Annotated in this window: 14 protein-coding genes; 5 read left to right on the forward strand and 9 right to left on the reverse strand. The window is 71.4% G+C overall.

Translation table 11 applies throughout. The features are described 5' to 3' along the window. The first annotated feature begins 6 nt into the window (after positions 1 to 6). Entirely contained in the window at positions 7 to 759 is a 753-nt protein-coding gene (locus DEJ05_RS01780) for a TetR/AcrR family transcriptional regulator (protein WP_258376064.1), read from the forward strand. Here the strand turns inward: DEJ05_RS01780 and DEJ05_RS01785 are convergent. The 5 genes from DEJ05_RS01785 to DEJ05_RS01805 all read right to left on the reverse strand — a co-directional run bounded on the left by DEJ05_RS01785 (position 756) and on the right by DEJ05_RS01805 (position 4371). Further along, positions 756 to 1427, reverse strand: coding sequence for a response regulator transcription factor (locus DEJ05_RS01785; RefSeq protein ID WP_111109570.1), 672 nt, complete (start codon positions 1425 to 1427; stop codon positions 756 to 758). The two genes, DEJ05_RS01780 and DEJ05_RS01785, sit on opposite strands and share 4 nt — an antisense overlap. Next, positions 1424 to 2635 (reverse strand): sensor histidine kinase, encoded by a 1212-nt coding sequence (locus DEJ05_RS01790; RefSeq protein WP_258370460.1) that lies wholly within the window; start codon positions 2633 to 2635, stop codon positions 1424 to 1426. The genes DEJ05_RS01785 and DEJ05_RS01790 overlap by 4 nt, the downstream gene beginning before the upstream one ends. Before the next feature lie 250 nt (positions 2636 to 2885). Then, on the reverse strand, positions 2886 to 3431 hold the full coding sequence (locus DEJ05_RS01795) for an SDR family NAD(P)-dependent oxidoreductase (protein WP_258376065.1): 546 nt from the start codon (positions 3429 to 3431) through the stop codon (positions 2886 to 2888). Positions 3432 to 3668: 237 nt separating this feature from the next. Beyond that, positions 3669 to 3989 carry a DUF6355 family natural product biosynthesis protein gene (locus DEJ05_RS01800; protein WP_111028792.1) on the reverse strand — a complete coding sequence of 107 codons (321 nt, stop codon included), beginning with the start codon at positions 3987 to 3989 and terminating at the stop codon, positions 3669 to 3671. A gap of 10 nt (positions 3990 to 3999) precedes the next feature. Further along, positions 4000 to 4371, reverse strand: coding sequence for a DUF6355 family natural product biosynthesis protein (locus tag DEJ05_RS01805; RefSeq protein ID WP_111028791.1), 372 nt, complete (start codon positions 4369 to 4371; stop codon positions 4000 to 4002). Between the two features lie 489 nt (positions 4372 to 4860). Here DEJ05_RS01805 and DEJ05_RS01810 point away from each other — a divergent pair, with 489 nt between their 5' ends. Further along, a complete protein-coding gene (locus DEJ05_RS01810; RefSeq protein WP_111022461.1) occupies positions 4861 to 5742 on the forward strand; it encodes a manganese catalase family protein in 882 nt (293 codons plus the stop codon). Positions 5743 to 5823: 81 nt separating this feature from the next. Here the strand turns inward: DEJ05_RS01810 and DEJ05_RS01815 are convergent, their stop codons facing one another. The 4 genes from DEJ05_RS01815 to DEJ05_RS01830 form a co-directional block, all read right to left on the reverse strand. Then, on the reverse strand, positions 5824 to 6150 hold the full coding sequence (locus tag DEJ05_RS01815) for a hypothetical protein (RefSeq protein WP_071248763.1): 327 nt from the start codon (positions 6148 to 6150) through the stop codon (positions 5824 to 5826). An 11-nt stretch (positions 6151 to 6161) separates the two neighbouring features. Further along, entirely contained in the window at positions 6162 to 6617 is a 456-nt protein-coding gene (locus DEJ05_RS01820) for an Hsp20/alpha crystallin family protein (protein ID WP_071248766.1), read from the reverse strand. Positions 6618 to 6726: 109 nt separating this feature from the next. Next, positions 6727 to 7380, reverse strand: coding sequence for a helix-turn-helix domain-containing protein (locus DEJ05_RS01825; RefSeq protein WP_258376066.1), 654 nt, complete (start codon positions 7378 to 7380; stop codon positions 6727 to 6729). Continuing rightward, complete coding sequence (locus DEJ05_RS01830; RefSeq protein WP_111109571.1) at positions 7377 to 8894, reverse strand: APC family permease; 1518 nt, start codon at positions 8892 to 8894, stop codon at positions 7377 to 7379. The genes DEJ05_RS01825 and DEJ05_RS01830 overlap by 4 nt, the downstream gene beginning before the upstream one ends. A gap of 193 nt (positions 8895 to 9087) precedes the next feature. On the opposite strand from DEJ05_RS01830, the gene DEJ05_RS01835 reads away from it, so the two are divergent. From DEJ05_RS01835 to DEJ05_RS01845, 3 genes are read left to right on the forward strand one after another with little or no spacing between them, the layout of a single operon-like run. Further along, positions 9088 to 10581, forward strand: coding sequence for an APC family permease (locus DEJ05_RS01835; RefSeq protein WP_111109572.1), 1494 nt, complete (start codon positions 9088 to 9090; stop codon positions 10579 to 10581). 49 nt (positions 10582 to 10630) lie between these two features. Further along, positions 10631 to 12658, forward strand: coding sequence for a primary-amine oxidase (locus tag DEJ05_RS01840; protein ID WP_111109573.1), 2028 nt, complete (start codon positions 10631 to 10633; stop codon positions 12656 to 12658). 1 nt (position 12659) lies between these two features. After that, the gene (locus DEJ05_RS01845) at positions 12660 to 13220 is read left to right on the forward strand and encodes a hypothetical protein (RefSeq protein ID WP_111028786.1); all 561 of its coding nucleotides are present in this window, start codon (positions 12660 to 12662) and stop codon (positions 13218 to 13220) included. Positions 13221 to 13275 lie beyond the last annotated feature (55 nt).

The raw sequence follows: 13275 nt of genomic DNA on the forward strand, positions 1-13275 counted from the left end.
TGTTCCGTGATCGAGCAGGGAAGCCAGCGCGACGAGACGCGTTCACGCATCGTCGAGGTCGCAGGCACCATGCTGCGTGAACGCGGTGCCGCGGCGGTGACCACGCGGGCGGTCGCGGACGGCGCGGGTGTCCAGGCACCGACCATCTACCGGCTGTTCGGCGACAAGGACGGTCTGCTCGAAGCGGTCGCCGAGCACGCGATGGCGACGTTCTCGGCGATGAAGGCCGACGCCGTCCGGGCTGCTCGTGACGAGGCGACCGATCCCGTCGAGGACCTGCGCACCGGGTGGTCGATGACGATCGGCTTCGGGCTGGCGAACCCCGACCTGTTCGTGCTGTTGAGCGACCCGGAGCGCGGCCGTCGGTCGGCAGCCGCCCGCGCCGGCACCGCGCTGCTCGCCGAACGCATCCGGCGGGTGGCCGAGGCCGGACGACTGGCCGTGCCGGAACACCGCGCGGTCGAGCTCGTGCACGCGGCCGGCACCGGTGCGGTGCTCGCGATCCTGGCCGCTCCGGCGGACGAGCGGGACCCGTCGATCGCCGACGACGTCCTCGACGCGGTGCTCGGGCGGATCCTCGTGCCGAGTGGGCCGACGACGGATGACGGCGGCGCGGCCCCGGGTGGTCGCGGTCGGGGGACCGACGCCGTGACGAGCGCCGCGATCACGCTCCGTGCCGCAGCGCCCCGGCTCGATCGACTGTCGGCAGCCGAGCGGACGATGCTCGCGGAGTGGCTCGACCGGATCGCCGCGGACTAGCCCTCGCGGGTGCCCGCCAGCCCGTGGTCGTGTGCGTAGACGACGAGCTGCACCCGGTCGCGCAGCGACAGCTTGCCCAGGATGCTCGAGATCTGGGTCTTCACCGTCGACTCGGTGACGTACTCCCTGGTGGCGATCTCGGCGTTCGACAGGCCGCGGGACGCCCACCCGAACACGACGCGCTCCCGCTCGGTCAGGGTCGCGAACTCCGGCGGCTGCGGTGCCGGGGCCCGCGCCACGTCGGTGCCGAACAGCTGCGCGAGGTCGTTCGGTGCGATGACCGAGCTGCCCTCGTGCACGGCCCGCACCGCGGCGAACAGGAACGGCGGCGTGGTGTCCTTGAGCAGGAACCCGCTGGCGCCGAGCCGGATCGCGGTCGCCGCCGCCGGGTCGAGCCCGAAGGTGGTGAGCACGACGACGCGGGGCAGCGGGCCCGGGACGGCGCCGGAGTAGAGCTGCCGGACGGTCTCCACGCCGTCCATGCCGGCCATCCGCATGTCGAGCAGCACCACGTCGGGGCGCACCTCGGGGATGAGCGCGAGCGCTTCGGCACCGTCGGAGGCCTCACCGACCACACGCATGTCCTCCTGGGCGTCGAGCACCACCCGGAGCCCGGCGCGGAACAGCGCCTGGTCGTCGGTGAGCAGGATCCTGATCGGTTCGGTCATCGGACGGGTCCCCCTTGGACGTCGAACGGGATGCGGGCGCGTGCCGTGAACACGTCGTCCAGCACGGCGGCGTCGAACGACCCACCGAGGGCGCCGAGGCGCGAGTCCATGCCGTCGATCCCGCGGCCCGAGCCGGCGGTGGTGCCGTCGCCGGCGACGTTCTCGACCTCGAGCACCAGGTCGGCGTTCCGCCAGGTCTCCCGCACGACGACCGGGTTGCCGGGGGCGCCGTGGCGCAGGGCGTTCGTGAGCATCTCCTGCAGCACGCGTCGGGCGGCGGTGCCGGTGTCCGGGCGCAGGGCCAGTGGGACCCCGCGCACCGTGCGGTCGACGTCGACCCCGGCGTCGCGGATGCCCTGCACGATCTCCTCGAGCGAGCCCGGGCCGGTCGCCTCGGCAGAGCCGTCGATGTGCCCGAGGACCTGTCGGACCTCGACCAGGGAACTCCGGGCGGTGCTCGCGATGGTGGCGCTGACCGCTCGGATGCGCGCCTCGTCGTCGAGGAACGGCACCGAGTCGGCCTGCGCGATGATGACCGCGAGCGAGTGGCCGACGACGTCGTGCACGTCGCGGGCGATGTCCGCGCGGATGCGTTCGGACTCGGCGACGTCGATGGCGCGGGTGGCGGTGGCCTCGGCCTCGGTGGCGACGGCCTCGGCACGCGATGCTGCGGCCTCGGCGTCGGCACGGCGCTCCGACTCGCGGTCGCGGGAGCGGAAGGCCCGGACGGCGACCCCGCCCGCCCAGACCCCGAGCAGCGCGGTCACCGGGGCGGCCATCGCCAGGAACGCCTGGTCGCGCGGGCCGTTGATGAGCACGAGGAACCGGAAGCCGGTCGACGCCAGGTAGACCGTCGCACCCGCTCCGGCGACGACCGCGAGCACGCCGGAGACGACGACCTCGGTGCGGGTGCCCACGACCGCGGCGGTGCCGATCACGACGAAGAGCGCGAGGTCCACCAGCGACGGGCGCTCGCCGCCGCCGACCTGGATCACCCCGAGGACGACGACCATGGCCATCGCGGCGGACGGGGAGATGCGACGCAGGGCGATCGCCACCGAGGCCGACAGCACCGCGGCGAGGCTCGCGTGCTCGAGCTCGAGGTCGATGGGCAGCAGGAAGACGAACGCCGCCAGGGCCGCCCAGGCCACGTCGACGGCGATCGACCGGGTGGCGAGCGGCCGGAGGAACGTGCGCCGGTCCGTCACGGCTCGATCATCGCATGCCGCCCACGCCGGGCAGCGCGGACCGACGTCACGCGCCCGCGGTCATGGCGGCGAGGGCGATGACGGTCGTGGTGACGATCGCGGCGCAGAGCAGCAGCGTGGCGATCGTGTGCTTCGTCGAGGACTCCATGTCACCAGACTCGTGGCCCGGAGTCGCCGGGGCATCGGGCGCAGGGGCGAAGCGCTTCGTCCCTGCGGGTGAAGCGAGGGGTGATCACCCGGTACTCGGGGATCAGACGACGACGGACCCCAGCTGGCGGTGCGCGATCGAGACGGACTCGCCGGACACCGCGTTCAGCGGCGACGACAGGAACGCGACGAGGTCGGCGATCTGCTGCGGTGTCGAGTCGCCGGGGCCTCCCGGGCGGACCTCGGCGGACGGGGTGTCCGTCACGGTCCCGGGGTTGATGACGTTCACCGTGACCCCGGTGCCCGCCACGTCGTCGGCCAGGTTCTTCGCGATGACGCTCACCGCCGTGTTCCGGAGCGAGGCCGTGATGTTGCCGGAGAAGTAGGCGTTCTGCCCGCTCACCACGACCACGCGGCCGAACCCGGCCTCGCGCTGGGCCGGGAGCACGGCGTTCGCGACGCGGAGGAACCCGAGCGCCTTGCCGTCGATCGCGTCGAGGACCTGCTCCGGGTCGGACTTCCGGGCCGGGTCGAGGGTGCTCGCGCTCGGGGCAGCGGTCACGACCAGCACGTCGATGCGCCCGTGCCGCTCGAGGACGGCGGCGATGCCTGCGTCCACCGACTCCTGCGAGGCGGTGTCGATCGGCACGCTGCCGTCGGAGTCCTCGGCGCTGCGGGAAGCGACGACGACGGTCGCCCCTCGGTGCGGAGGCGGTGGGCGACGGCGGTACCGATGTACCCCTTGCCTCCGACGACGAGTGCGACACGGTTCTTGAGTTCGAGGTCCACGCGGCCACGCTATGCCGGGACGGTGCGGTCTGCCCGCCCGTCGCGCACCGGAGCCCCCACCCGATGGCGGGCAGGAGCTCCGGTGGTCAGATCGCGATCAGCAGTACTTGCCGGTCCACGAGGCACCGGTCAGGGCCCCGTAATCCGGATTGGCGTACAACGTCGTCTCGCCGGCCGACAAGCACAGGCTCTTCGACGTGTACGTGTACTTGACGGTGATCTGGACCGGGTCCGACTTGCAGTTGTTGTAGGTGCCCTTCTCGTAGTGTCCGTCGTCCCCGCCGCCGATGTTCCCCGTCGTGATCGGGTAGAAACCGCACGGTGACGCGGCGTTCGCGGGACCGGCCGCTGCCAGCGACCCGCCGAACATCATGGTGGCGGCGAGTGCCGTGCCACCGATCTTCGTCCAGAGCTTCATCGCTCTCCCCCTAACAGCTTCCGACCTTGCTGGCCCCTGAGATCTGCTTGTCGTTCTCGGTGAATCCCAGTCGGACGTCGCCGGGCTGGACGCAGTAGTTCTTGCTCCCGCCCTTCATCGTCACCTTGATCTTCACATTGCCGCTGCCGCAATTCCCGTAATGCGCGACCTGGCGCTGACCACTGAACGGCGATATCGACCCGACCACTGGGACGTTGATCGCGAAGGTCGAATCGTAGTCCTCGATCTCTTCGCTGTACCCGCAGACCATCGCGCTCGCCGGCGCTGCGGTGACGGTACTCACACCGACGACTCCGCCGAGTGCGAGTGCGGCGGCCGCACTCCCCAGTGCTGCCTTCCGGATTTTCTGATGCAGATGCATTCTTTCTCCCCTCTGCGGGACTGCGGTAGGCTGTCCGCGCAACGAATTGTGCATCGTGCCCCGAATTCCGTTCGTGGAATTCGGAACAACAACGAACTTACTCTTGAAGAATCATCACGCAAGCCCGCCAGGTGTGCATGCGGTGGGTATCGCAACGGAACGAGGTGGACATGGGCTCACGATCAGCTGGCAATGTCGCGACGATCATCGCCGCAGGGTGTTTGGTACTGCTCCTCGTCGTCGTCTGGCTCCGCGGACAGCAGTCGATCGGAGATGGGTTCGCGATCCCCGTCGTGTCCGTGCTCGTTCTCGGGTTCACCGGCTGCACGGTCTGGGCCGGGGTCGTCGCCTTGCGTCGACGCGGGAGAGGACGCTGACGCCCGTCTGCGCGATCTGGCTTTCCTTGGGACGGCGCTGAGGCGGTCGCGCCGACCATCGCACACGGACCCGCTCGATCGACGGGCACCCGCTGGAGTGAAGGAGAGCCACGTGTACTTCCACAAGCAGGAACTGCAGTTCAAGGCAACGCCCGACAAGCCCGACGCGATCTACGCCCGCAAGCTGCAGGAGGTGCTCGGTGGCCAGTACGGAGAGATCTCCGTCGCCATGCAGTACCAGTTCCAGGCGTGGAACATGCACATCCCCGGCAAGTACCGCGACATGGTGTTCGGCATCGGCGCCGAGGAGATGGGCCACGTCGAGATGCTCGCGACGATGATCGCGCAGCTGCTCGAGAAGTCCCCGCTCGGCATCACCGAGGACGCGCTGCAGGACGACCCCACGGTCGCCGCGATCGTCGGCGGCACCGACGTCCAGCACGCGATCGTCGCCGGTGCGGGTGCCCGCCCGGTGGACAGCAACGGCAACCCCTGGCAGGGCTCGTACATCACCGCCAGCGGCAACCTGCTCGCCGACTTCACGGCGAACGAGAACGCCGAGATGCAGGGTCGTGTGCAGGCCGCCCGGCTCTACCACATGACCGACGACCACGGCGTGCGGGACCTGCTGTCCTTCCTCATCGCCCGCGACACCATGCACCAGAACATGTGGGCGACCGCTGCCGCCGAGCTGCGCGAGAAGGGCGTCGAGGGCTTCCCCGTGCCGAGCAACTTCCCGCAGTCGAAGGAGAACCAGGAGGTCAACTACCAGTACCTCAACTTCTCCGACGGTGCCGAGGCGAAGAACGGCCCCTGGGCGAGCGGCCCCTCGTTCGACGGCAAGGGCGAGTACTCGTACCACGACGGCCCGACGACCTCGGTCCCGATGCCCCCGCCCACGCACCCCGACGTCCGGCTCTACGGCACCACCGAGCTGCCGAACGTCGTCGAGAAGACGGCCGGCCTGGTGCAGGACAAGCTGAACAAGGAGTAGTCCCGACGGTCGCCCACGCGACCGACGGATGACAGGAGGCCCGGCGCACGACGTGCACCGGGCCTCCTGTCCGTCAGGTGGTCACCGCACCGACGGGGCGGACCCGCCCACGGTCATCAGCGCCCCCGTCTCGGGTTCTTCGTCGCGCGGTGCCTCGAAGATGCCCGAGTAGGCGCGCACCGCGCTCCACCCCGCGATCAGCAGGGCCGTGCCGAGGACCGCCGCGACCCAGGGCGCCAGGAGTGACTGCTCGAACAGCCGAGGCGCGGCGACCCAGGTCAGGAACGTGCCGGTCAGGCTGCCGGTCGCCCCGAGGAGCACGGCGGTGCGCCGGTCCAGGCTCGTCAGCGCGAGCGCCGCGGTGACGACGAGGACCGCGACCACCGCGTTCAGCAGGACGGACGTCATCGCTCAGCTCCTCACTCGGCGGCGCCGGAACCGGCGGCACCGGAGCCGACCGCGAGCTGCTCGGACGCGCCACCGACGGTGACGGCGATCTTGCGCGGCTTCGCGGACTCCTTGACGGGGATCGTGACGCTCAGCACACCGTTGTCGTACCCGGCGGTGATGCGCTCGGCGTCCAGACCGTCGCCGAGCGTCAGCTGCCGGACGAACGTGCCGGGCTGGCGCTCACGCGTGAGCCACTGCGAGCCCTCGGGCGCGCCAAGGGTGCGCTCGGCGCGGATGGTCAGGACGGAACCGTCCACGTCGATGTCGACCGAGCCCGGGTCGATGCCGGGCAGGTCGACGTCGAGGACGTAGTGGTCCCCGGTGCGGTACAGGTCCATCGGCATCGAGCGCGGGCCGGCGGCGGTGCCGAGGAGCGAACCCGCGAGTCGGTCGAGCTCGCGGAACGGATCGAAGTTCATCGTCATCGAAATCAACTCCTTCGTGGTTCTCGTTGAGTCCCCTCGACTCAACTGCCACCGTTTTAGCACTCGACCCTGGTGAGTGCCAAAAGATCGCTCGGAGGACGCCGAGAACTCAGCCGAGCAGGGGCTCGAGCCGCGCGACCGCCGTCCGCAGGTGCACCAGGGCCTGGCCAGGGGACTCCACCCGGGCCGCGGGCGCGGACAACGTCAGCCCCGCCACGAGCTCACCGCGCTCGCCGCGGACGGGCAGTGCCAGGCACCCGAAGCCCCGCACGAAGGCACCGACCTGCGACGCCGAGGCACCGCCGGCCGCGTGCAGCCGCCCCATCGCGCTCGACCCGGGTGCCGATCGCAGGGCGGTCGCGTCGAGGAGCGGGAAGTCCGGGTCGACGTCGACGTCGCAGATCCCGTCGGCGTCGTACCGGGCCAGGTGCACCCCGGCGCGGACCGCCGAGCGCACGTCAGACAGCACGGACCGGACGGCTCGGGGGAGTGGTGGGACCGACGGAGCCGCGGCCGGGGCGACACCGGCGAGCTCCGAGACCTTGTGCCCCAGCGCGAAGCCGCGCAGGTCCGGCAGCCGCACCAGGTACTCGTCCTCCACGAGCAGCGTGACGAGCCGGTAGGTGGTCGCCCGCGGCATCCCGAGCGCGTCCGAGATCTGCTGGGCGGTGACGCCGGGCCCGGCGTGCGCGACCGCCTCGAGCACCGCGAGGGCGTTCTGGATCGCCTTCGGCTGCCGCGCGCGGAGACCGGGTTCGCTCACCGCACCCCCGTCCCGTGGCCGGGTCCGGCGGACGGCCGGGAGGCGCCCAGCAGGTCCGCCTCGACCGGCACGTCGTACACCGCCCGGCTCCGACCCCGTCGCCAGGGTCGCCGACGGGTCGCCACCAGGAACGCGACGACGACCGCGGTGACCGCCCCGACGGCGAGGACGACGGCCGGCCACCGGGGCGATGCGGCCTCGACCCCGGCGTAGGTGAGCAGCACGGCGGTGAGCAGGACACCGGTCGTCACCGCGGTGGTCGCCACCCCCGTCGTCAGCTCGCCGATGCGTCGCAGGAACACCGGAGCCGCGAAGCACGTCATCGCGTACGCCGTCAGGTACCCGAGTGCCGCGACGACCAGTTCGGCCTCCATCAGGGACCAGGTCGGGATGCCGGTGAGGAGCCCGAGGACCGGCAGCGCGGTCAGCACCGAGCACGCCAGCACGCCCGCGACGAAGGGTGTCCGGAACCGGGGCGACGCCCGCCCGAGCGCGGCCGGCAGCACCCCTTCACGGCCCATCGCGAACAGCACCCGGACGAGCGCCGTCGTCGAGGCGATCGCGCACGCGGCGAACGAGGCGGCGATCCCGAGGTCGAGCGCCCACCCGACCCACTGCATGCCGAAGGCCGTGGCGAGCTCGTTGACCGGCGAGGCGCTCGTGGCGAGGTCGGCGCCGATCGCGGCGAACCCGGTCTGCTGGGCGGCAGCGCTCACGACGTAGAGCACGCCCGCGACCAGGACGGTCCACGAGATCGCGCGGGGGATCGCCTGGAACGGGCGCCGGGCCTCCACGCCGAGCACCGACGCGCTCTCGAACCCGACGAAGGCGGTGACCGCGAGCGCCGTGCCCACCGCGAAGGGCGCCGGTGCGGTCGGGCCGAGTGCGAGGGCGGACGTGTCGACGGGCTGCAGCCGTGCGACCAGGGCGACGATCAGCACGACGATGACGGCGACGGACAGGGTCTCGACGAGCAGGGTGAGGCGCGTCGACAACCGGACCCCGAGGGCGATGACGGCGAACACCGCGGCGCCCATGACGGTGATCACCACGACCGTGACCAGGGAGCCGGTGCCGGCCAACGGGACGAACCGGGACAGCAGGTAGTCGAGGTAGTAGCCGCTGCCGGTGAGCGAGAACATCGCGATGAACCCGTAGCCGAGCAGCAGTGCGGCGCCCGCGACCACACCGGCCGCCGGCCCCAGGCCGAGCGAGACGTAGGTGTAGAGCGAGCCGGTGCCCGCCACGCGTCGGACGAACTGGTTCACGGTGCGTCCGACCAGGAACGACAGCGCCATCGCGGCGAGCAGGGACCACGTCGCGCCCTGCCCGGCGACGGTCGCGACGAGCACCGGGATCGTGGTGGCCGCCGCCGACGGTGCGACCGCGGACACCGACTGCGCCAGCACGTCGACCGGGCCGATGCTCCGCCGGGACAGCCCGTCGACGGGGGAGCGCGTGCCGACGCCCGGCACCCGGGGCGGGTCGGCGATGGCACGGTCGAGCGCGGTCATGCGGCAACGGTACGGGCGCTGCGTTGCCCCGGTGTCTCGGTCGTGTTTCGCGGTGGTCTCGGGCAAATGAGACGCCTCGTCCGGGCCGTCCCATTCGGGTGCGTGCGGGTTTCACACCCGTGGAACGGGGGCGCAACGGCAGCGCGGGACCGTGGTCCCACCCCGACCCAGTCACCCGAACCGGAAGGCCACGATGTCCAGCATCACGAAGGACCCCGCGTCACTCGGAGCCGTACCCGCACCGCAGCGGACGATGCGCGGCTCGCTCGGCGTCACCGCGATCGTGTTCATGGTCGTCGCGGCCGCCGCCCCGCTCACCGTCGTCGGCGGTGCCGCCCCGCTCGGCATGCTGCTCGGCAACGGCGTCGGGTTCCCGTCGCTCTACGCCGCGTCCGCCGTGATCCTGCTGCTGTTCTCGGTGGGGCTGGCGGCGATGACCCGGCACCTGCCACGACCCGGCGCCTTCTTCACGTTCGTGGGCCACGGGCTCGGTCGTCCGGCCGGTGCGGGAGCGGCCACCCTGGCGCTGCTGACCTACACGACGATCCAGGTCAGCGTGCACGGCTACATCGGGTACCTGCTCGGGGTGACCGTCACGGGCCTCGGTGGGCCGGACATCCCCTGGTACGTGTGGTCCCTGGTCGTCGTGGCGCTCGTCGGGGTGCTCGGTTACCGGCACATCGACCTGTCGAGCAAGGTCCTCGGCGTCCTGCTCGTCGGCGAGGTCGGGATCGTGCTCGTCCTGGTCGCCGCGATCGTGTTCCGGGGCGGTGCCGACGGGCTCTCGCTCGCGCCGTTCGAACCGACCCACGTCATGTCCGGCTCGCCCGGCGTCGGCCTCATGTTCGCCATCGCGGCGTTCATCGGGTTCGAGGCCACCGCGATCTTCCGTGACGAGGCGAAGGACCCGGAGCGCACGATCCCGCGGGCCACCTACACCGCCGTCATCGGGATCGGGGTGTTCTACACGCTGGCGTCGTGGGGACTCGTGATGGCCTGGGGTCCGGACGGTGTGCTCGCCGAGGCCGCGAAGGACCCCGGCGCGCTCATCCTCGCCACGGCGGCGCAGTACATCGGCACCGCGGGCGAGGCCGTCATGAACGTGCTGCTGCTCACGAGCATGTTCGCCTGCGTCCTGTCCTTCCACAACGTCATCACCCGCTACCAGCACTCGATGGCGAACGCCTCGCTCCTGCCCGGTCGTCTCGGCAGCGTGCACCGCAAGCACGAGTCGCCGCACACCTCGAGCGTCGTGCAGACCGTCACCGCCGCCGTGCTCATGGTCCTGTTCGCCGTCCTCGGCCTCGACCCGGTCCTGCAGGTCTTCAGCTGGTTCGCCGGCGTCGCCACCCTGGGCGTGGCGATCCTGATGGCCGCGACGAGCCTCGCCGTCATCGTGTACTTCCGCCGGAACCGCGCCGACCGCCGCATCTGGAACACCGTCATCGCCCCGGTCCTGGGGTTCGTCGGGCTCGTCGCCTCGGCCGTCCTGATCTGGGCGAACTTCCCGACGCTCGTCGGCGACGTCGACGGTTCCGGAGCGAGCGTCTTCGGTGTCGTCAGCACCGTGCTCACCGGCCTCGTCGTGGTCGTGCCCGCCGTCGGCGTGCTGCAGGCCGTGGTGCTGCGCCGGCGCGACCGCCGCCGCTACGACCAGATGCTCGACCGTCTCGCCAGCGACGGCTGACCGACCCACCCGACCCGCGCCTCCAGACCGAACCGAAGGAACCACCAGCATGACCCTCACCGATCCCGTCACCGCCACCACCCACCCGCTCGCGAACCTGAGCCCCGACGAGTTCACCGCCGTCCGCGACGTCGTCACGGCGCAGCCGGACTGGACCGACACCACGCGCTTCGTCTACGTCGGCCTCGAGGAGCCGCACAAGCAGCAGGTCCTGGCCTGGCAGGCCGGCGACGGTCCCCTGCCGGACCGCCGCGCCCGCGTGATGCTCCTCGACATGGCGACCGGACGCTCCACCGACGGCGTCGTCTCGATCACCGACCGGATCGTCCTGTCCACCGACGTGCTCGACGGGTCCCGTGGACAGCTGCCCGTCCTCATCGAGGAGTTCGACGCCGTCGGCGAGATCGCGAACGCGGACGAGCGCTGGGTCGCCGCCCTGGCGAAGCGCGGCCTGACGCCGGACGAGGTGAAGTGCGTCCCGCTGTCGGCCGGGTACTACGACTACCCCGAGGAGGAGGGGCGCCGGATCCTCCGCGTGCTCGCCTTCCGCCAGGACCACCCCGCCGACCACGTCTGGGCGCACCCCGTGGACGGCCTGTCCGTGTACGTCGACGCCGCCAACCGCGCCGTGACCCGCATCGTGGACGTCGCGGAGATGCCCGTGCCCGCGACGTCCGGCAACTTCGACGACCCGGCGGTGCAGGGCGAACCGCTCGACCTCAAGCCGATCGTCATCACGCAGCCCGAGGGGCCGTCGTTCTCGGTCGACGGCGAGTTCGTGGAGTGGGCGAACTGGCGGTTCCAGGTCGGGTTCGACGCCCGCGAGGGGCTCGTGCTCCGGCAGCTGTCGTGGCAGGACGGTGCGCGGCTGCGGCCGATCGTCTACCGGGCCTCGATCGACGAGATGCTCGTGCCCTACGGCGACCCGTCGCCGGTGCGGTTCTGGCAGAACTACTTCGACACCGGCGAGTACCTGTTCGGACGCTTCACCAACTCGCTCGAGCTCGGCTGCGACTGCGTCGGCGAGATCAAGTACTTCGACGCCGTCCTGGCCGACGAGCTCGGCAACCCGCAGACCATCCGGAACGGCATCTGCATGCACGAGGAGGACTTCGGCACGCTGTGGAAGCACGGGGACATCTACACCGGGTCGCAGGAGGTCCGGCGCTCCCGTCGGCTGGTGATCTCCTTCTTCACCACCGTCGGCAACTACGACTACGGGTTCTACTGGTACCTGTACCTCGACGGCACGATCGAGTGCGAGGCGAAGCTCACCGGCGTCCTCTTCACCTCGTCGTACCCGGGTCGGACGGAGTCCGGTGCGGACTACCCGTACGCCTCCGAGGTCGCGCCCGGCCTCGGCGCCCCGTACCACCAGCACCTGTTCTCGGCGCGGCTGGACATGATGGTCGACGGGCTGTCGAACGCGGTGGACGAGGTCGATGCCGTCCGGGTCCCGGTCGGCCCGGGCAACGAGCACGGCAACGCGTTCACGAAGTCGGTCACCCGGCTGTCGTCCGAGTCGTCCTCCGGCCGTCTCGCCGACGCGTCGAAGGCCCGGACGTGGTTCATCTCGAACACCGAGGAGCGCAACCACCTCGACCGCCCGACCGGGTACGTGCTGTACCCGCAGGACGCCCCGGTGCTGCTCGCGGACGACTCGTCGTCGGTGGCCGCACGCGCCGAGTTCGCACGGAAGCACCTGTACGTGACGCAGTACGACCCGGCCGAGCGTTTCGCCGCCGGTGACTTCGTGCACCAGAACCCCGGCGGGGACGGTGTCGCCCGGTACGTGCAGGGTGACCGTCCGCTCGACGGCGAGGACATCGTGCTGTGGCACACCTTCGGTCCCACGCACTTCCCCCGGCCCGAGGACTGGCCCGTCATGCCCGTCGACTACGCCAAGTTCACGCTCAAGCCGTACGGGTTCTTCCCGCGGAACCCGGCCCTGAACGTGCCGGCGTCGATCGGGGCGGCGGCCGGGTCGCACTGCTCGCACCACGTCTCCGGCGCCGTCGAGGCCGCACACGACGCAGCCGAGCACCAGCACGACCACGGGCACGGGCACGGGCACTGACGTGACCGATCTGCTCGGGCTCGCGGCCATCGTGCCGGCGTCGGCCGGGGCCTGCTGCACGGTCGGGGCGTGGCGCCCCGGCCGTGCGGTCGACGTGGTCGCCGCGGTCGCGATGGTGGCGGCGATGGTCGACGGGGCGTTCGGACCCCGGGTCCTGCCGGGTGTCCTGTGGTTCCTGGTGCTGGCGTTCCTCGCCGTGGTGGTCGCGGGGGTGCACCGGTTGCAGTCCACGTCCGCCTGGAGGCGCGGGTCGGCTCAGCCGCCGGGCGCGGCCTCGGCGCACGGCCGGTACGGGCGACTGCACGCTGCCCTGGGCCTGCTCGTGATGGGCGCGATGGGTGTCGGCATGGCGCACGACGCCGGCGCCGCGGGGATGCACCAGCACCTCGGGGTGGTCGCGGTGACGTGGCAGGTGGTGCTCGGCGGGTTGACCCTCGGGTACCTGGTGCTCACCGTCCACATGCTCCGTGACGGCGTCCGGCGACGATCACGTCCGCTGCCGCTGGTCGAGACCTTGGCGATGGGGGTCGCGGTCGCGGTGATGTCCGCGGCGATGGTCTGAGGCGCGTGCCGCGTGCCGCCGAACCGTTCGGCGCGCAAAACGTACACAGCGCGAA

It is taken from the genome of Curtobacterium sp. MCLR17_045 (assembly GCF_003234405.1).
GTDB lineage: Bacteria > Actinomycetota > Actinomycetes > Actinomycetales > Microbacteriaceae > Curtobacterium > Curtobacterium flaccumfaciens.